Origin of the sequence: Bacillus sp. NPDC094077 (assembly GCF_050279465.1) — a bacterium.
GTDB lineage: Bacteria > Bacillota > Bacilli > Bacillales > Bacillaceae_G > Bacillus_A.
In genome coordinates this window covers 35,578-54,702 of sequence record NZ_JBNNUF010000019.1, presented here as the reverse complement: position 1 = coordinate 54,702, position 19,125 = coordinate 35,578, and the positions used below count along the sequence as shown (strand labels likewise).

Annotated in this window: 13 protein-coding genes and 3 pseudogenes; 7 read left to right on the top strand and 9 right to left on the bottom strand. The window is 32.1% G+C overall.

Annotated elements, in window-relative coordinates:
- Complete coding sequence (locus tag ACQKNR_RS26125; protein ID WP_427321923.1) at positions 1-825, top strand: SDR family NAD(P)-dependent oxidoreductase; 825 nt, start codon at positions 1-3, stop codon at positions 823-825.
- Positions 826-1,334: 509 nt separating this feature from the next.
- On the opposite strand, the gene ACQKNR_RS26120 is transcribed toward ACQKNR_RS26125, so the two are convergent.
- Together ACQKNR_RS26120 and ACQKNR_RS26115 are read right to left on the bottom strand one after the other, a co-directional pair.
- Positions 1,335-2,954 (bottom strand): S53 family peptidase, encoded by a 1,620-nt coding sequence (locus ACQKNR_RS26120; protein WP_427321921.1) that lies wholly within the window; start codon positions 2,952-2,954, stop codon positions 1,335-1,337.
- A 716-nt stretch (positions 2,955-3,670) separates the two neighbouring features.
- Positions 3,671-4,504, bottom strand: a complete 834-nt coding sequence (locus ACQKNR_RS26115) for a peptidoglycan-binding protein (protein ID WP_427321919.1) — start codon at positions 4,502-4,504, stop codon at positions 3,671-3,673.
- 566 nt (positions 4,505-5,070) lie between these two features.
- Here ACQKNR_RS26115 and ACQKNR_RS26110 point away from each other — a divergent pair.
- Together ACQKNR_RS26110 and ACQKNR_RS26105 are read left to right on the top strand one after the other, a co-directional pair.
- Positions 5,071-6,834, top strand: coding sequence for a peptidoglycan-binding protein (locus ACQKNR_RS26110; protein WP_427321917.1), 1,764 nt, complete (start codon positions 5,071-5,073; stop codon positions 6,832-6,834).
- A 67-nt stretch (positions 6,835-6,901) separates the two neighbouring features.
- Positions 6,902-7,948: a SpoIID/LytB domain-containing protein gene (locus tag ACQKNR_RS26105; protein WP_427321915.1), complete on the top strand. Its 1,047-nt coding sequence runs from the start codon at positions 6,902-6,904 to the stop codon at positions 7,946-7,948.
- Between the two features lie 658 nt (positions 7,949-8,606).
- Here ACQKNR_RS26105 and ACQKNR_RS26100 read toward each other — a convergent pair.
- Entirely contained in the window at positions 8,607-9,254 is a 648-nt protein-coding gene (locus ACQKNR_RS26100; protein ID WP_427321913.1) for a YukJ family protein, read from the bottom strand.
- A gap of 635 nt (positions 9,255-9,889) precedes the next feature.
- Here ACQKNR_RS26100 and ACQKNR_RS26095 point away from each other — a divergent pair.
- The 3 genes and pseudogenes from ACQKNR_RS26095 to ACQKNR_RS26085 all read left to right on the top strand — a co-directional run bounded on the left by ACQKNR_RS26095 (position 9,890) and on the right by ACQKNR_RS26085 (position 12,881).
- A pseudogene (locus tag ACQKNR_RS26095) lies at positions 9,890-10,721 on the top strand (S8 family peptidase).
- Positions 10,722-11,212: 491 nt separating this feature from the next.
- Positions 11,213-11,656 carry a hypothetical protein gene (locus ACQKNR_RS26090; protein WP_114160626.1) on the top strand — a complete coding sequence of 148 codons (444 nt, stop codon included), beginning with the start codon at positions 11,213-11,215 and terminating at the stop codon, positions 11,654-11,656.
- Positions 11,657-11,834: 178 nt separating this feature from the next.
- Positions 11,835-12,881 (top strand): M4 family metallopeptidase, encoded by a 1,047-nt coding sequence (locus tag ACQKNR_RS26085; protein ID WP_427321911.1) that lies wholly within the window; start codon positions 11,835-11,837, stop codon positions 12,879-12,881.
- Positions 12,882-13,277: 396 nt separating this feature from the next.
- Here ACQKNR_RS26085 and xerS read toward each other — a convergent pair whose 3' ends face one another.
- From xerS to ACQKNR_RS26060, 5 genes and pseudogenes are all read right to left on the bottom strand, one after another.
- A complete protein-coding gene (gene xerS / locus ACQKNR_RS26080; protein WP_427321909.1) occupies positions 13,278-14,354 on the bottom strand; it encodes a tyrosine recombinase XerS in 1,077 nt (358 codons plus the stop codon).
- A gap of 1,031 nt (positions 14,355-15,385) precedes the next feature.
- Positions 15,386-15,553: pseudogene (locus ACQKNR_RS26075) on the bottom strand (HNH endonuclease); the annotation flags it as partial.
- A 168-nt stretch (positions 15,554-15,721) separates the two neighbouring features.
- Positions 15,722-16,123 carry a VOC family protein gene (locus ACQKNR_RS26070; RefSeq protein ID WP_427321907.1) on the bottom strand — a complete coding sequence of 134 codons (402 nt, stop codon included), beginning with the start codon at positions 16,121-16,123 and terminating at the stop codon, positions 15,722-15,724.
- Between the two features lie 285 nt (positions 16,124-16,408).
- Positions 16,409-16,888 (bottom strand): homoserine dehydrogenase, encoded by a 480-nt coding sequence (locus ACQKNR_RS26065; protein ID WP_427321905.1) that lies wholly within the window; start codon positions 16,886-16,888, stop codon positions 16,409-16,411.
- A 617-nt stretch (positions 16,889-17,505) separates the two neighbouring features.
- Positions 17,506-17,685, bottom strand: coding sequence for a hypothetical protein (locus tag ACQKNR_RS26060; RefSeq protein WP_427321903.1), 180 nt, complete (start codon positions 17,683-17,685; stop codon positions 17,506-17,508).
- 476 nt (positions 17,686-18,161) lie between these two features.
- On the opposite strand from ACQKNR_RS26060, the gene ACQKNR_RS26055 reads away from it, so the two are divergent.
- The gene (locus tag ACQKNR_RS26055; RefSeq protein ID WP_427321901.1) at positions 18,162-18,485 is read left to right on the top strand and encodes a hypothetical protein; all 324 of its coding nucleotides are present in this window, start codon (positions 18,162-18,164) and stop codon (positions 18,483-18,485) included.
- Between the two features lie 119 nt (positions 18,486-18,604).
- On the opposite strand, the pseudogene ACQKNR_RS26050 reads toward ACQKNR_RS26055, so the two are convergent.
- Positions 18,605-18,835 (bottom strand): annotated as a pseudogene (locus ACQKNR_RS26050) (putative iron-sulfur cluster-binding metallochaperone); the annotation flags it as partial.
- Positions 18,836-19,125 lie beyond the last annotated feature (290 nt).

Below are 19,125 nucleotides of genomic sequence, written 5' to 3'. Positions count from 1 at the left end.
ATGGGAGAAAATAAAAAGATTGCTATTGTAACAGGCGGTGCCTCAGGGATCGGCAGAGCCATTTGCAATGAATTATCGTCTCGAAATGTATTTGTAGTTATCGCTGATATTAATGAGAGAGAAGGAAAAGTGTTTGAAGAAAAGCTTAACCAAGACGTTTTAAATTCTAGGTTTATGTATTTAGATGTTACTGATTACAATTGTGTAGAACATGTAATCAAAGAGATATATGAAGAATTTGGCAGGCTAGACTATCTATTTAATAATGCTGGAATCTCTATGTACGGTGAATTGTATGATATGTCGTTAGAAAACTGGAAAGAAATTGTTGATATCAATTTATGGGGAGTCATTCATGGTACTCAAATGGGATATAAGATAATGAAAGAACAAGGGTTTGGACATATTGTCAACACGGCATCTGCTGCAGGTCTTGGCCCATCTCCAATAGCTTCGGCCTACTCTACGACTAAACATGCTATTGTAGGTTTAACAACCTCCCTTCATTTTGAAGCGGAAGAGTTTGGTATTAAAGTAAGTACGCTTTGTCCGTCTTTCGTTAATACTCCAATATTTGATGCTGCAAAAGCAATAAATATCGATAAGTCTGCTATAACTAAACAAATGAAAAAACACAAGATGATGTCTCCTCAAAAACTTGCGAAAATTGCTATTAATGGAGTTCATAAAAATAAACCTATAATATGCCCAATGCCACTACGTAAAACAATGGATGTCATATTTACAATATTCCCCCCAATGCATAATGCATTAGCGAGGTTTGTTTGTAAAGTGGTTAGAGAGGCCAAAGGTTCAACTGGCTAATTTTTATGATCCCTCCGCAAAATAATCCAACAAAACTGGTTAAACCTTTGCTATTTAGTTAAGAAATCAACTCAATTTGTAATGTGAAAAAATCAACCAAATGTTATTTTAGTCCGTTGTTAAAATGAGACCATTAATAAGTTGGTTTCATTTTTTTATCCAAAAATAATTATAGAAATAGAAGTATTCACTTTCTTGTCTAATTAGGAGGATATAAAAGTCCAAACTTCTGTTGATTTTTTTCGTGCTTATGTTGATGGACATAGGAAAGGATTCCGCAAAGATAAAATAAGATTGACAACGAAAGATTACAAATGTAAATTCAGTTTCAGATTACGAATGTAATACAGAGTTTTATAATTTTATCTCACGAAAGAATTACCTGAATTTTCGGAAGCTTAATTAGAAGTAATCAAAGAGAAATGAAAATAACACTAAACTTTTTGATGAAATTCACAAAAGGTTTAGTGTTATTTTTAATACAGTTACACTTTCAAGGTCATCTAACTTTAACCATTGAGATTTTCAAGAGCGTTCATTAAATTAGTTCCATCCGGACTACCTAATCCTGTACAAGCATCCCACCCGGAAGATGCTTTATAAGCACCGTTTCCATTATTTACATTATTATTTCCGATTGTAATATCATGAAATATACCAGTTTGAGTCGATAACTTATACAAAACTGGATTGATAAATCCGATTGAGTGACCCAATTGTTGATTGATATTTGCAATTAAACCAGCCCAAAGAGGAGCTACAGCGCTAGTTCCACCAGTAACAGTTTGTTGCCCATTTACTTCAATTTGATACCCTGTTTCTGGATCAGCATTACCTGCCACGTCTGGAACACCACGCCCACTTTTTCCCCCTGGATTAGCTGAAGACGGAACATGTGCATTTATCTGCCAGCTTGGAAGAGGGAATACATCACTCACTCCGCCACCAGTAGCAATTTGCCTTGCAGGACTATTGTTCCAAACAACCTCATTAGTTATTGTGTGATCGTTCCCTTCTAAACGTGTACCACCACATGCTAAAGCAAAAGGACTAGATGCAGGGAAATCAGTGTGAAGTAATCGGTCTGGTACAGAACCATCTTGGCTATAATCTGATGAACCATTATCCCCCGCAGCACAACATACTGTTATGCCAAGTGTTGCAGCATCTTGGAAAGCTCGATCTAAAGCTATTCTAGCTTGATTTGTCCAGCTATCTTCAGATGCACCCCAACTTATAGAAATTACAGAAGGTTTGTTAATTTGATCATGGATGGCTTTGTTGATACCTTGAAGAAATCCATCGTCCGTATTTGGTGCAAAATACATAGCAATTTTCACCCCAGGAGCAACTGCAGCCGCTACCTCAATATCTAACTGCACTTCACCATCTGCAGCATCCCCTGTTTGATTATGTGCTCCATCTACAAGTACATCAACTAGTTTTGGTTGAGAAACTCCTAAGCGATTAAAGTATTGTACCATATCATTAGGATTGTATCCCCCGCCAAATTCTACAATAGCGATGCATTGGTCCTTACAATTTAAAGATGGAAAATTATAAAGCTTTGCTACTTCGGGTGGTGTAAATGTTTTTCTTGCAGCTGCACTTACAACCTTATCTTCTTCCAACATACAAATATGTGGAGAAACTTGTGGTCTGTTATCTAATCCTAAAACGGCTTCAACAATATCAGAAATTTCTTCTGGAACATGTACATGCCCTGTACGTCCGCGATATGTAAAGTCAGGATGCTCATATTGAGCAAGCTCCACACCAAATGCTGTACTGAATCTATCTACAGTTCCCGCTAACCTAACTGTTCCAGCAGCAACATTTATGTCTTTTACCTCTAGCCCTTGTTCATTTGCAAATGCTTCTATCTTTTTCAAATCATTAGGATTAGCGCCATGCTTGGACTCAAACTCTTCATGGCTAAGGTGACCACGTTCTGAAAGCGGACTAGTAGTTGCTTTTTCGATCATGGATTTTAACTTTTCAGTATTAGAAGGACGTTTAACAACAATGGTTACTAACATCTTTTCGTTTGGGTCAGCTGAAGCCACCTTCTTTGCGTTAGATGGGACGTTACGTTCACTACCTGAAACCCTAACCAGATTCTTGTTCATTTTTTACACCTTACTTTCATTATTTTTAATATTGTTAATTTGCTATATTATATTGCTACTAAAAAATTAAAAGCAAACATAGCAACCTTATTATGTACTTATTAAATATTTTTATACTCTATTAAAGAAACATGCATTTAACATATATATTGATTTAAGAAGATAGATAGAGAAAATATATTATATCTATCTGTATATAAAGTGTTTTTGGATTTATAAAACTCATATTAATATATGAAATTATAATATTTGCTAGTTGTTATAATGTAAATAATCCAGTTCTATTCCTACAAATTCCAGCTGTTTAAGCAGAGTTTGCTAGTGAGAATACAGAATTTATAAAAAGAGTTATGGTTATAGTAGAAGGTAAATAGTCTGTTTAGTTTCAAAGGAAACATTATAGGTACGTTTTATTTTTTTAGAGCAAGGAAAATATTGCTTGCTTGATCGTTACGCTTAAAGCAGGAGCTCCTTAAAGATATTACTATTTTAATCCTGGTGTTTTTCTTAAGCAGCATTAATGTTTATTCATTATTTCATATTATTTTTGTCTTTAATTTTCATTTGGATTAGCTAGGGATGGTATATTTGGATTTTTGATAATAATTATGTAATTAGTTCGCTCACTTTATAGACTGGACAATTCAAGCATCCGGGTGGATGATTCTTTCTTTAGGAATAAAAAACTCTTGAAGTGATTTAGCTTTTATGAAAAGCTAAATCACTTCAAGAGGAGGAGTAATACCGTTAAGGAGATCCCAAGTACTTAATCCAAAAGAATACTCGAAATGCGGATAATCAACTAGGGTAGTAAAACGCCCACCCCAATTTAAACCAAGTTTTTCTCCTATATACCCCATTTGCTTGAATTTTTTGATGTTACCCCAAGGTATAGAGTTATTTTCGTAAGGTGCAGCATCAAATGCCAATCCCCAATTGTGATATGATTCCCCGCCCCGAGCGTTTGTAACCTTTTTACCTGGTTGCCATCTTCCTAAAGAAAATAAATGGTCTTGTTCACTCCAACTCCTAAATGCGGAATATATTCGAACATCTAAGCCATTAGCTTTTGTTAATTCAAGAAACTCTTTAGCCAACATCTCAACGTATGGGTGTAAGGAGTGTAAGTGATTAGAGCTAGTATAAAATTCAGATTGAGAATTGGGATTAAACAATTTATGGCGTGTTCTAGGTGTAATATCTCCAGAAGGGTATAAATTTTGATCTTTTTGGTATTCTTGTATGGCTTGGGTAGTCGATACACTGAATAGCCCATCAAGTTCTCCAAAATAAGTCCCCATAGATTGCAGCTTCTTTTGTATTAATATTACGTTCTCAAACAATGATCTCCATGTGTTAACTTCTACTATTCCATTTGGATTTAATTTATTTTTTTCTTGAAAAATTTTTGTGCATTTATTTGTTTTTTCGTCAAAAAAACCGGTAATAGCAAGCTTCTCGTAGTTTACTCCCAAACCGTTTAAATTTAATTGGAGGACTGTTACATAATATCCTGTAGAGCCTAATTTTAAAGTGGGTAAATTCTCCATATTTCACCCCTTGATTTTAGAATACTTTTATTTATTATAGCTGAATTGAACTTTAATATGACCGGTACTAATCGTAAAAGAAATAGCGGTTAATATATTCAGTTTTATTCACTCAACTTGCTAAAAGTAAAGTTACTTTATTTAAATATTTGTAAGTATTTTTTTCTATTCCTTAAATATAGTTTTTAAAGAAGTAATTCAAAAAAAGTGCTTTATAAATCAACTGAAATCTTTAATTCATAACTTTCTTTGTTATAAGCAAGTATAAATTTGAATTACTTAAAATTATCTTTGTAAATAAGGTTATTTGACTTTTATAGTATATAACAAAAGTGTAACTAGATTAACCTTTTGGATTGAAGGAGATTAGCAGGAAGTGGTCAAGTATTAATAGAGTAGTCCATACTTATTTTAAAAAAAATCTATAGAATCTTTAAAGAAAATAGGCAATTATATGATTTCAAAAAAATAGAGTTGAGCATAATATCATGGATAAAGGACCTTTTTATTTTGTTTATATACGAGAGTTTTAATATAAATAGGATTTGATGAGAGGAGAGATGAATTTGTATAATTATCCACCATATTCTTCAGGAAATTCTAAACCACCACATTCTATAGCAGGAGTGAGTGATGGAGGCCAGGAAGCTTTTTATCGGCAACCAAGTGGCAAGATATTTGCAAAAATATATGAAAAAGGTACAGAAAGACCGATTAAGGGTGTCAAAGTATCAATTTATAAAATGACAAATGAAGGGCGTATTTTAGCTTCACGACAAAGTGAGGTTATTACTTTATATACGAATGAATTCGGTGAAACAAATACAGTTGCCTTGCCTACGCCCCCCAAAGAGAATGCTACCGATCCTTTAGGATCTAAACCTTATTCAGAATATGCAATTTCCATTGAAGCTGCAGGTTATGCACCTGTAGTACTGCGCGGTACACAAATTTTTGAAGATGTTACTGCTATTCAAAAAATGGAACTTATACCCATTAGTGGCGCAGAAGGACGGGATCTTGTTGAAATAATTGATATTCCGGAACATACATTAATCGGACAATATCCCCAGCAGGAATCCCAACAGGAACTACAAAAAGAACTTGAGACGCAACAAGAGATAAGAGAAGATACCGATAGAGATATTGTAATACCTGAATTTATTACCGTTCACGATGGTCATCCAAATACACCTGCAAGAAATTACAGGATGAGATTTAAAGATTATATAAAAAATGTGGTCGCTTCTGAGGTTTATCCGAATTGGAAAAAAGAAGCATTATTAGCTAATGCCCTTTGCATAATGACTTTTACATTAAATCGTCTTTATGTAAACCCTTTTAAAGGAAAAGGATTCGACATCACAAGTACTACACAGTTTGATCAAAAGTATACTCATGGGAGAAATACCTTTGAATCTACTGATGATGCAGTGGAGGAGGTATTTAAGCAATATCTTGCAAAGCATGGAGAAAATACACCGTTTTTTACACAATATCGTGATGGGAAAAAGCAAACATGCCTATATGCTAAAAGACCAGGAATGCTATATCAATGGGGAACATTCTGTCTAGCAGAAAAAGGAATGAGCTATTTGGATATTTTGAAATATTACTATAAAGATATTGAAATCCGTTTGGCGGAATTTATACAAGTCGTCAAATCTTTCCCGGGGAAAATTTTAAAGGAAGGAGATCAAAATCTTGCTGTTGAAACCATTCAAAAGTATTTATTCCATATAAGAAAAAGATATACAGATATTCCTGAAGTAAGAGTAAACGGTACGTTCAATTCAAGTACTACAAATGCAGTTAGGGCTTTTCAAAGACAGTTTCAACTTTCTGAAAATGGGGCTGTAGATGAAATAACTTGGAATAAAATGAATGATATTTATGTGTATGTTACCAATCTCCCTGGCATGTATCCAATTTTGCAGAATGGTAGCCAAGGAGAGCTTGTAAGAAGATTACAAAATTTATTGAAGGATTATGGTTTTTACGAAGGACAATTAGATGGTTTTTTTGGACTTGGAACTGAAGTATCAGTGAAAGAGTTTCAGAAGATAAAAAGTTTTACTGTTACGGGAGTAGTGCGTAAGGAACTATGGATGGTCCTTGAAGAGATAGAATATACTATGGGAACTTCCCGAAGGTCTTTAACAAGTAATTCAATTCCACAGCAAACGAATACAGGTTTAAATCTTAAAACACAAGCGTCTTCTCAAAATCAAAACCTAGTATCTATTTATCCCCCTTCTATGACAAATGTGTCCAATTATCAGCAAGCACAATCATTCTACAATAATAATAGATATTATCCCTTTTCTTAATTAGTGATGTATGTAAAAGTGACAAGGAGTAATTAAATGAACAGACATAGAGGGAGGATGAATAGGTTTGAAGGAAAATTATTCTTATCCATTGGATTTAGGACAGCAATTTTATTATCAACCACATCTATTTTTTAATGAAAATCAAATTCATTATGATACACGGAATTCTTATCGGGCATCAACTGGTAAATTAATTGTTTCGGTTTATGAAATGAATACAGATAAACCTATTAAGGGTGCAAAGGTATTCATTCGTCAGCAAGATGATAGTAGTCAAGTTATTGCTACACTCCAAACAAATGACATTGGTTTAACAAGTCCCATTTCTCTATCAGCGCCTCCTAAAGAGTATTCTTATAATCCTTCAGGACCTAAACCTTATACAGAATATGTCCTTACAATCGAAGCACCTAACTATGGTGTTAAAATAATTAGAGGTGTACAAATCTTTCCAGAAACTACAGCGAAACAAAGAGTGGAAATGCTTCCTGTTAATCGAACTGGAGAACGCCAATTAATTGAAACAATTGATGTTCCTCAACATGCATTAACTGAATATTATTTAGAGAGACAACTTCAATCAAACTATCCCCGGTTTTCTCGCTTTCCAATACATGCAAATAACTTAAACATACCTCAATACATTATAGTTCATGATGGGAATCCCAATGAATTGGCTCCAAGATATAAAGTGGAATTTAAGGAATATATAAAAAACGTAGCTGCTTCAGAACTTTATCCAACATGGCCTAAAGAAGCAATTAAGGCTAATATAATTTGTATAACATCTTTTGTATTAAATCGTATATATAATGAGCATTATTTGGAAAGAGGGTTTACTATTAGTAGCACTCCTTTGTTTGATCAATCTTATAATTATGGTAGAAGTACTTTTTCTGAAATCGATGATATAGTTGATGAGTTGTTTAATCAATATATTGCAAAACCATATAGTATCGAACCAATACTAATTAATTATTGTAGTGGCATAAGAAATGAATCAAATGAATACTTCTGTAGATGGGGAAGTATATATCTTGCTGAGCAGGGGAGAGATTATTTTAGTATAATTCGTGCCTTTTATCCACTATCAGAGATTAACTTTTTATAATTAACAAGTTAATAATGAAAATCTAGAAAGGCAACTGAACAGTGTTATTATTAGAAACATTATAGGATATGAAATACTACCTGAAAGCGTTAAGATTTTTTATGTGGTACTCAAAAAATAAATATTAATTTAAAACCATAGAAGTAATTAGATTCTATGGTTTTTCTATATGTAGTTATTAAAAAGTATATATGAGATTTACTCTGTTAAAATAAAGAAAACTCCCTCCTTAAAAAAGTAAGGGAGTAAATATTAAGCTTTTTAACTAATATTTATTAGATTTATGAAAAAAATTCAAGAAGAACTCAATGAAAAATCAATGTTACGACCATATTCGGGAAAATATAATATTAATTGTACGTTCTTTTATTATGTTATTAATAATTTAATAAAAAGATTTAAACATTTGAACTATAGATAAAATGAATTCCTGCCAAATCATCTTGATGCAAGGTGATTGATATGTTTTCAATACTCATGAACCCGAATGTCATGTTTCATCTGACAGCAGATGCATAACGATAACCTAATTTATTTGGATTTTAGAAAAGAGACAGCGTAAGTTTACACCATCCCTTAATCTCAAAAATAGGAATATATTTATATAATATATTTTAACTATTTTTGAGATAAACATTTTTACTTATAAACTTAATTACTAACAATCACTTTTATAATTACAGTCTTCAACAGGTTTAATTGCATGTCCTGTGTCATCCGTACACCATGATTGTGACTGGAACGCTAAAAACACAGCTTCCCATTTATCAGTGTCTTTATAATGAAAAAGTACTCCACCATCTTGCCAAGTACCGTCATCCTTTCTGAAACTTCCCACATTTCCTTGGTTCATGTGAACATCATGAATTCCAGGAGGGATTTCTTCACCGTATGCATAAATATCAACTTTTGGGTTATTTTCAGACATTTTCATGTAATTCAAAAATTCATCTTGTAAATCGTTATCATCTCCAGGTGCACTTACTGGAAGTGGGACTAATTTACAGCGGTCAAGTAAATTACCTCGAACATAATCTAGTGCAATTTCTCTATTATTACTAGTAATGTTTGTGAAACCGTATTTTAATTTAGGAAGGTTTGTAATTTGCTCAGAATGAAAATTTTTACCTGCATAATACAATAACTCGGATGGACTTTTTCGGGATTTGACATTGATAATAATTTCGTATTCACGGTTATTATTATCTGAGATATTAACTGTAAAATGAGGTGTGCTATCCTTATCGTCAGGAGGGGTATACCCTACTACTTTACCTTTTAAAACCCCATAATTTTTTAACGGCATTACTATCAGCTCCTAAAAATTTATTTAAACAGAATATAGTATTATCTGTATTTTATTTTTTATTCTAAAGCTATATTAGTAAAAATGTGAGAAAAAACATTTTTTCTATTAAAAATTTATAATCAAAAGGTTTATGAATAATAGGCTGTAAACAATTCATATTATTTTATTTAAATATTAATAAAAGTAATATAACAACTATAAAAATTGTTTATAACAGTGAAAATAACTTTTATTTAACAGTATTAATTAAATTAAAGTTAGTATTAAAATGATTTTTAATAAGATAACATTATTTTTATTGATATAACTTGGTATCTATTTTGGAAATTTAATAAATTACGAAGACTTATGCGGCCTATCCTTTTACTATCCCTCTTTGAGAAAATAGATAAACCACTGTAAAATCACTGATTTTACAGTGGTTTATCGGTAAGTTCTATATTTAGTTGCAGATAGATTTTTTATCAAATAAAGTGACACAAGGTTAAACTAAGAGAATGTCTTTTAAATACTATCGCTTTGAATATTTTTAGAGCAGTCTATATATAAGTTGCATATTTAGTGAGATATATGTAGAGAATAGATTTTGATTGTTTAAAATCAATCAAAATTTATTATGGGAGGTGAAAAACATGAGTCAAAATAATTCAAATGATGTAAAGAGTAACGAAGTAGGGTTAATCCCTTTTGAAGTGTTGGAAGTTGTTAATGAGGTCAGTGAAATACCTGAAGGCGTCAAATTTATAAATGCTCCGGCAGTATGGGAAAAAGTGAAAAAGGAAAAGATATTGTAGTTGCAGTCCTAGATACTGGATGTCAAACAGATCATGTGGATTTAAAGGATCGTATTATTGTGGGAAAAACTTTACTACTGATAATAATAGTGATCCTAGTAATTATTCTGATTTAAATGGTCATGGAACTCATGTGGCGGGAACGATTGCTGCTACAGAAAATAATAAAGGTGTTTTAGGAGTAGCCCCACAAGCTTCTATGTCTTTAGGCGGACCTCAAGATGTACCAGAACTACATCAAGCTGTAAAAAATGCAGTGAATAACGATATATTAGTTGTTTGTGCAACTGGTAATGATGGGCATGCTACTGATACGTTTAGCTACCCTGGTGCGTATCAAGAGGTTGTAGAAGTTGGTGCTGTTGATTTTAATAAAAAAATAGCTCCTTTTAGTGATTCAAATAAAAATGTAGATTTAGTTGGGCCTGAAGTAGGGATTTTATCGACTTATAAAGGTGGAGGCTATGCAACATTAAGTGGGACATCAATGGCAACTCCACATGTTTCAGGTGGTTCAGCATTAATTATTAAACTATGTGAAAGTAAACAGGAATTCGATAGAACGTTATCTGAGGATGAAATTTATGCACAATTGATTAAAAGAACAACACCTCTTACTGATTCCAAGCGATTAGTAGGTAATGGTTTGTTAGATCTGGCAAAAGAATAAAATAGAAATGATATGGTTACTAATATTAACATTAGTATACAGTATTATTCCAGTAAAATTAGCTAAAAGGTTTGCATTTAGTATTTGGTGTCATGTCCATTTGAAGATATCTTGTTTTTCAAATACGATCAATATATGAAGAGTATATCTGAACTTACAATCGTTACATCATAATGTTAAATTCAAATAATGTAAAATGCAATGAATAGAGATGTTCCTATCAATCGAAAAATTTACTGAAAATCATTTGGATTTTTCAGCTGTTAGTTATAAATAAATTCTAGAATTCAAAAGGATTGGGATTAGGATATGAATTTGTTGGTTTAATAAGTTTAAATCAATTTATAAGCTGGGTAAGCGAAAAACCATCTGATTAAAAGAGAATGTTGTTTGGCTAAAATTCACAAAAAAAATTAGTGTTGTTTTAAATACCGTTACAATTTCGAATTCTTAACAGATGGAAGTAAAACTAAAAAATGGAGTGAACAAATATGAGTGAGCATTTACAACGACATCCGCATTTTGGTAATACGTTAGCAGATCATTTTATGGAGCATCATCGAAATCCACTTTCATTCCATGCCCCAATTGTGCATGTAAAAGCAACAATAAAATTAGTAGAAGACGATGATTCTAATTCAGAAGGCGGAACACATCAGCATTTTTTAATTAATAATATTCAAGTTATTGATATAAAAGGGGCACAAAAATCTTTAGTAGAAGATGAAGCCTTCTGTGCAATTCGTTTTGGGGATAAATTAGGATTGAAAAATCCAATTCCAGGCTTAAAAGAAGGGGAAGAAATTGAACTGCAAGGGGAATATGTTGATAAAACACATGTAAAAGTAGGAATTGGGAATCCAGGTGATCCAGTCATACATTTCACGCATCACCCAGTAGGTTTTGTAAATTATAATGGTGTACATTACGAATAAAAATTTGCAGAAAAATATAGGAAGTAATATTTATTATTAGAGTAGTCATTTTTGCTATTAACCAACCCATAGAGATGCTTTTTTATTCCCACTGGATGAGAATTAGGGAAGGAAATTAACAAATATTGAGTTCTTTTGGATATAAAATACCTATTATTATAGAAAAGAGATGATTATTATGAGAAAAATTGAAAATATTGTTCCAGAATACTTATTGGAAAAGTTTGCAGAAAAAGGGAGCGAAAAAGCCCAAAAAAGCTTAGAACATACTAGGAAAATTCATGAGGAAAGAAAGAGTATAATCAAAAGTCAACAAATAATGGAATCTACATTGGATAACAATAGAGAGCATAAACCTACTAGACATGTTTATGATTGTCAACACACGGAAGAACGTCAGCATAAATTAGTTCGAGACGAGGGAGATTCACCTACAGATGATGAGGATGTGAATCAAGCATATGATGCTGGACAAGTCATTTTAGAGTATTATAAAAATGTATTACATCGTAATTCTATTGATAATCTAGGGCTGGATCTTATTTTTAACGTTCATTATAGAGAGCATTTTATGAATGCATTTTGGGATGGAAAGCAGATGGTTTTTGGTGATGGTGATGGTGAAATTTTTATAGATTTTACAGCAGGAATTGATGTTATAGGCCATGAAATGAGTCATGGTGTAACACAGTATACATGTAAACTCGAATATTATGATCAACCGGGTTCCCTTAACGAAAGCTTTTCTGATTGTATGGGTAGTGCAATAAAACAATATCATTTGGGTCAAAATGCTCAAAATGCCGATTGGTTAATTGGTGACAAAATTATTGGTCCTAAATTTCCTGGAAAAGCCCTTCGCTCAATGAAAGAACCAGGAACCGCAAACGAACATGATTCTCAACCGAATCACATGGATAAATATGATGATGGTAGCAATCAAAATTTTGAGACTGAAGATCAAAGACAAAGTTATATCGTGCATACGAACAGCGGTATTCCAAATAAAGCATTTTATCTCGTGTCTATGGAAATAGGAACAGATAATGCTGCAATCTTATGGTACAATGCATGGCCTCATCTTCACCCAAATTCTGATTTCCATGATGCTTTTGAAGAAATTCTAAAAGCCGCGAAAGTACTTATAACCGAAGGGAAAATGCCCCAAAACACAGAACAAGTTGTGAAAAAAGCATTTAGTGATGTAGGTATCGTAAAATCTTAAATTATTTAAACAAAGATTAAGAAATGATTTTTGCAAAAAGACACCTGATTTAGGTGCCTTTTTGCTTTGCAATTTTTGAAATGAACAAGCATGCATTTTCGAATTAAAGTTTGATCTAGAAAAATTTCATATGAAGCAAGGTAATGAAGATAAACCATAATATTTCTCAAGAGAGAAGGGAATAAGTCATGGTATACAGATAATGTTGGTTATCTAATTGGAATTTATGGATTTATATACGTACATTCAAATTAAAGATAGTTTTTCAAATATTTTATTAATATTTTTCATTATTCATATCCAAAACAAAGGGACAGATAAACTATGTATTTTTTACATAATAAAGTTAAAAATAACAATGAAAAATAAAAGGTTCAGCTATAATTGCTGAACCTTTTATTTTTTTTCTTTCCCTATTCTACCTAAACTCTCTTTAATAGTTGTTTCCCCAAGTTGAGTGTATAACAAAGCTGTATCTTGACTCGTATGCCCAAGTTGCTGCATCACTTGTAATGAATCCTTTTCTTCCATATATAATTTGTTTGCCAATGTATGTCTTAATTTATGGGGAGACATTCTTTTACCGTAGGCTTTAGTATATTTTTCTACTATATCTTGGATAGCTCTAACCGAAAGTGGCTGTGCAGTATGTTTATACTTCGATAAAAATACATTTTTTAATTCTTTTCCTGGGGCATATTTGTTATCTCTAATTTCCATATATTTTTCAAGATCATTCAATGCAATGGGGGTAATCCATACTGAATCTTCTTTATTTCCTTTGCGGATTACATCAATTAGTCTTTCTTTTAGGTTTATATCCTCCATACGAAGATCCGCTAATTCACTTACACGAATACCACTACCAAGAAAGAGGGAGAGGATAGCTACATCACGATCTTTATCTCTTAGGAAATAGAACAACTGATGTTTTGTTAAAGATTTTTCATGTTCGTACTTAACGTAATTCAAAAATTCTTGATCGTCATCATTATGAAATATCTTAGATCTCATACGTTTTGCACGGGCATTTAATGTTTCTTTATCTTTATGTATTTCAATTTTGGCCATTACATTTCTATAAAAATAACATTCTCCTTCATCATTCTCTGATAGGGAAGTAAGGTACTTGAATAAAGACTTTAAGGCTGAAATTTTTCTATTAACAGAGGAATTCTGCATGTTTTGTTGTAGTTTTAGAAACCTCATGAAATTCTCAACATCTTTTTTCTTTAAATTCTCCAAATCAGTGAAGGATATGTCTTTGATAGGCTTTAATTCAATAATTTGCTCAGATAATAGCCAGTTAAAGAAGACTCTAAAATCATATACATAATTCAGTAGGGTGGAGGGAGAGGCATCATGCAATTCTTTGTACTCCACAAATTCTTCTATGTAAAAGGGCATTTCATTTAGATTTTCGTATAATTTTTTACGATGTACGGATTTTTGACGTTGCTTGCTGTAATCCATAAAAATCACCTCATATATACTATAACAGAAAAGGCACACGAACACAAGTTCGCATTAAATTCAATTTTTACACAAATTTATTTACATAATTAAATTATGGGATGCTAAAATATGCTCGAAATGAAATAAGGATAGTGTAGTCATTCTAATAAAAGTTATAGATAAGCAAGTGATAAATCTGTATTAGGCTATCAAATTAGTACAAAAATCACATTTAAAGGTGTGTAAAATAAAACAATTTTTATATATAAATTCATAAAAAATGAATATATGAAAATAGTTTAAAAGTTGGTATAAAATACGAATTGGTTAATTTAATCATGATTATGAGGAGTTAAATAGATCAACATAAGAAAAAATCTTATAAATTAAAATGTAATTTACTATAAAAATTATTAATGAGTAACTCTGTATTTAATGATTTCTATATAAAGTATGAATTATATAGGTACATACCAATATGTTATGATTTATGCAATTGAGCTTGAAATCCCTAAATACTGTATTAGATTTTTATTTAACTATTCTATTGTTCGTAAAATTGGTATTTCGTGCGAAGTTGTGAAATCTTTGTTTCCCCCCTTTTTATAATTCTTTAATGTACATCCAACAAAATGTATCATTCACCTTTCATCAATATGAATACCAATTAGTTTCAGATATATCGACCTAAACATTTTAATATTGATTACATGGTTGCTTATAGGGTATAGCCAGAATATAAATACACGTTAAGAAAACTTTAATACAAAACAGTTAACTTTAACTACATAAGACTAAATGGGTTTTGTTTTACTCAAAACTTAATTGCTTTTATAGTGAAAGAGAGTGTTTCCTTTAGTTCTTTTTACATCAAAAGTATTCTTTATCGTACTAACTTTAGCTAAACATCTAGTAAAATTTAATTTTAATACAAATTTTAAGATATAACTTCGAATTTTCTTCATTCATCTCAATAAGATAAGAGTTCTTTTCATTTTGAGACGAATTTCACTCCTTTTTGCAACTATCTATAAGATTTCTTATGTAAACTAAATATAAGTAAGCGAACAATGTTTCTTTTTGAATGTTCTTCCGTGTTTTCTATTGTGATAATCCACACAAATTATTTCTAGATTATCTATATCTAATACGAGTGTTAGATGATGTTCGAGTTCTTTTATATGATGGATAACGAGTTTTATTTTTTTACGCTTCTGTTGTTTGGGTTTGTATTCATTCATGAAACTTCCCCCTCCAACTAAGCAATATCAAATGTTAGAATGATAATCCAGAAAGGTGTTAAACAAGTAATAAATACTAATGATACAAAGAATGTTACTTTATTATAAAAGCAAAGGACCCCTATTTGAGATCCTTTGATTGATTTATAACGACTGAGTTTGCCCTAAAATAGTTTTGATACGTTCATATTGTTCATTCTTATCCAGATATTCAAAGAAACCAAGACGATTACCCCAAGGGTCTGTGAAAGTCCCCCATTTTACAGGCACTTCATCACGAGAAAATATCTCGAATTTTTCAACATTCAAATCTTTAACAACTCTTTTTTGTTCTGCTACAATATCTTTAACTGCTAAACGAAAAGGTCCACCGCCTTCTGAAGGTGTCCCTTCTGCTACTTGTAGCCAACAACCTGGTATAAGCTCCCACTCAATAAATCCTTCGTGTGGTATAAAGTCAGGTTCTCTATTTAGTAAAGTTTTATACCAGCTATGCCCTTCTTTAATAGTAGGAACACGAATTTGTACTGTCATCTCAAAAAACAAATAAATCCCCCCTTTGAAATATTTTTTAGGTATTCCATATAAGTGAAGATTTTCCCTTTAAAAGGATCATCTGAATTACCCATTTCTTATATTTTGTTTAACAAAGAAAAACGCTGCAGCTCTTGATATTCATAGCTTCATAAGGCTTCCCTTTATGAGTTACACAACGCATAAAAATGGGTAGCTATAGTTTAGCATCATTGTCCTTCAACTCTATCAAAAAGCTCTCCTAAATAACTAAAAAAGAGCACCTTAAGCCGGTGTCCTTTTTACAAGTATCAATATTTATGTAAGTTGAAACGCAGATAACATTAACCCTCCAAATGTAGCTGCTCCTAATAATCCTAATACAAATCCTGTTAAGCAAACGCAATCAGCAAGACAAATTGAAGACTGTGATAATGGAACAAATGCCCTACTTGTACTCGATCCATAATGTTTTATTTTCTCATAATTTATTTCTAGCATTAGGTACAGACATGCTATAGAATCTTCAATAGTTAGAAGGTATTTATCTTCTAATCGCTCCAATAACTTACTATTAAGGGCAAACGGAAGGGGGTATTTGTTATCTAATTTCATATTTTGATAACTTAATTGTAAACGAGATAACATATTCTTTTCCATTTCCTCAGATGTTACTTTCCTTTTCATGCTATTAAATTCATTTAATAACAGCGTTAATTCATCTCTGCTACCGTATAAATCTTTAGCTATTCTTCTCTTTAGTTTGTATGAATGAATAATGGATTTAACTTCAATCATTGAATTACACTTCCTAATTTAAGTATTATTTACCCCAGTACTTTATAAATAAACCTTACTTTTAAATCCTATTTAAAATACACTCAAGTATCTTGATTTACTATCGATTAACATTACATTAACCTTACAAAGTTGTAATGTTTTTTTAGATACCCACCAGACCGCCTTCTAACTTCGTCTTCATTGCTGCTCTATCGATTTTTGGTAAGAAAGTTAATTGTTTATTCATGTAAGACCACACCTTTTATTTTTAAACTATTTTTGTCTTAACGCTCCACGTCTATTTTCATAGCGCGGCCCTCGGATTCCCATTAACTTTTCAATGTCATGAGTGCTTTATTTCTCTTTTCGTTTTTTCTTCTTTTCTTGTTTTGATTGCTTTTTCCACTCACCTAATTAATCTCTTAGTCCCTCATCTCCCTTTTCAAAATAAAAAGGACACCTATTCCTAAAACAACTTTAATTGCTGATTTAATGAATTGGTGTCCTCTAGTTTTCTAGCCGGACTATATCTTATTTTTTTTTCAGATTTTATTTCTGAAAAAGTGCTTTGTTTTACTGAAAGGTGGTTGCGGAAACAACCGCCTTTTTATTCCTGACAAAATGAAATTTTTATTTTAATGGTCCCCAAGTTCAGTAACAGTTATATAGTTCCTAGCATTCTTCCGCTCCGCTACTGGTCTCTTATAAAATTTAATCGTTTCAGGCAGTGCACCCATTTGTTGAGCGCATTCCTTTATGGTCCCAAGACAAACGAATGATTTACCTTTATAAACGACGGACTCCCTTAAGTTCACTTTTCATTCTCCTTTTCTAATAAAATAGCGTTTTTATTCAAAATAATAGACCTAAACCACTTGAGTATATTTACCAGTTTATTCACCACAAAATCATGTTAAAATTCCTTGTGAATACGACATAACTCAACCTTATGAAGCCTCCTGTGGGGCTTCTCTTTTTAACAAGCAGTTAGTTAATTGCGCTGACTACCTTTTTGTACAAAATGACGTTTTTGTTTTACATCTCTTGTAACTAGGTATTTCTATACCTTCTTTATAAACCCTACCACTAACAGGAAAACCTGGTGGGTTAGACACATTATTTCATTAGACAGCTTCTTGGACATGGGTCCAGTATTGTACCGAACTCATGCCTTTTAGGGTAATATAGTCCTTAAAATCTTGTTAAAGTTGTGCAATTACGGTTGGAATTTCATTCTGTTTAACACATATCCCCAGGCTATATGGACATGATAAAAGATGAGGTGACTGACATGAAGGATAAAATATTACAATTAGTACCAGGATCGGTAAAAAAATTACTCCTGAAAAAAGTTAAAGATGGAAACAGATGCCTTATTGATTTGGTTGTGGATGATGCAACTGCTTATGGATTTGAACCGGAGCAAGTAGTCCCCTGTATCATGGCGGGTTATTATGTTTATGAATCCACCACCTATCCCAGTGAAATGGAGGAAGAATTGAAGCTGAACTTGGTTTTTCATGCGGCCAATCGCTCGGCAATGAAGCTTCTGTCTTATGGGAAGTATAAAGCTAAACAATCTGAAGGTGGATGGATGAGATATACAAATCCATAAGGTTTACTTAACATACACTAACTAGCTTGGTGAGCATGAGGCACCGTCACATGCCCATCAACTTAAAATCTTAAAATACCCCCAAATATTTTGGAGAAAAAAAGCAACATTTAAGTTCTTTATAACAATTTTCTAATATAAGTTGTAACATTGCCTAAACAACAACTACCTTGTGGATTGTTTACTTCACAACCACATCGGTTTTCTCTTATGTTTTCGCGAATATGCTCTACTGGATTAGGAGTAAGTCCATTTTCCACATATTGTTTAATTTTTTCTTTTGTCCAATTAAAACAATAACAAATTGGTGTAGTTGCTGAGTCATCTTTTTGATGTACAGCTACCTTTATGGGGGCATCATACACATCCATCAGCTTAAGAAATTACTTTCTCTGTACTTTATAATTATGAGTGTCATTATAATTTTTATACACCTTGGATAATTCCTGCATCGTATAGGGGGTATACATCATAATACCTGCTGCGAACGTATTTACGCCTAGAAGATGAGTGGGGAAAAAGATGATCGCCCAGAATTGGTATGATAGATGTTTTTATAGAGTTTGAGCGTGATATTATTCGTTGAAATTCTTTTCGTTGAAATAATGCCTAAATACAAACAAAACCAGCAATACACCTT

Bases quoted from the DNA above. Each gene is read 5' to 3' on its own strand.
- ACQKNR_RS26125 (WP_427321923.1), top strand. From the start codon at position 1: ATGGGAGAAAATAAAAAGATTGCTATTGTAACAGGCGGTGCCTCAGGG.
- ACQKNR_RS26120 (WP_427321921.1), bottom strand. From the start codon at position 2,954: ATGAACAAGAATCTGGTTAGGGTTTCAGGTAGTGAACGTAACGTCCCA.
- ACQKNR_RS26115 (WP_427321919.1), bottom strand. From the start codon at position 4,504: ATGGAGAATTTACCCACTTTAAAATTAGGCTCTACAGGATATTATGTA.
- ACQKNR_RS26100 (WP_427321913.1), bottom strand. From the start codon at position 9,254: ATGCCGTTAAAAAATTATGGGGTTTTAAAAGGTAAAGTAGTAGGGTAT.
- ACQKNR_RS26090 (WP_114160626.1), top strand. From the start codon at position 11,213: ATGAGTGAGCATTTACAACGACATCCGCATTTTGGTAATACGTTAGCA.
- ACQKNR_RS26085 (WP_427321911.1), top strand. From the start codon at position 11,835: ATGAGAAAAATTGAAAATATTGTTCCAGAATACTTATTGGAAAAGTTT.
- xerS (WP_427321909.1), bottom strand. From the start codon at position 14,354: ATGGATTACAGCAAGCAACGTCAAAAATCCGTACATCGTAAAAAATTA.
- ACQKNR_RS26065 (WP_427321905.1), bottom strand. From the start codon at position 16,888: ATGATTGAAGTTAAATCCATTATTCATTCATACAAACTAAAGAGAAGA.
- ACQKNR_RS26055 (WP_427321901.1), top strand. From the start codon at position 18,162: ATGAAGGATAAAATATTACAATTAGTACCAGGATCGGTAAAAAAATTA.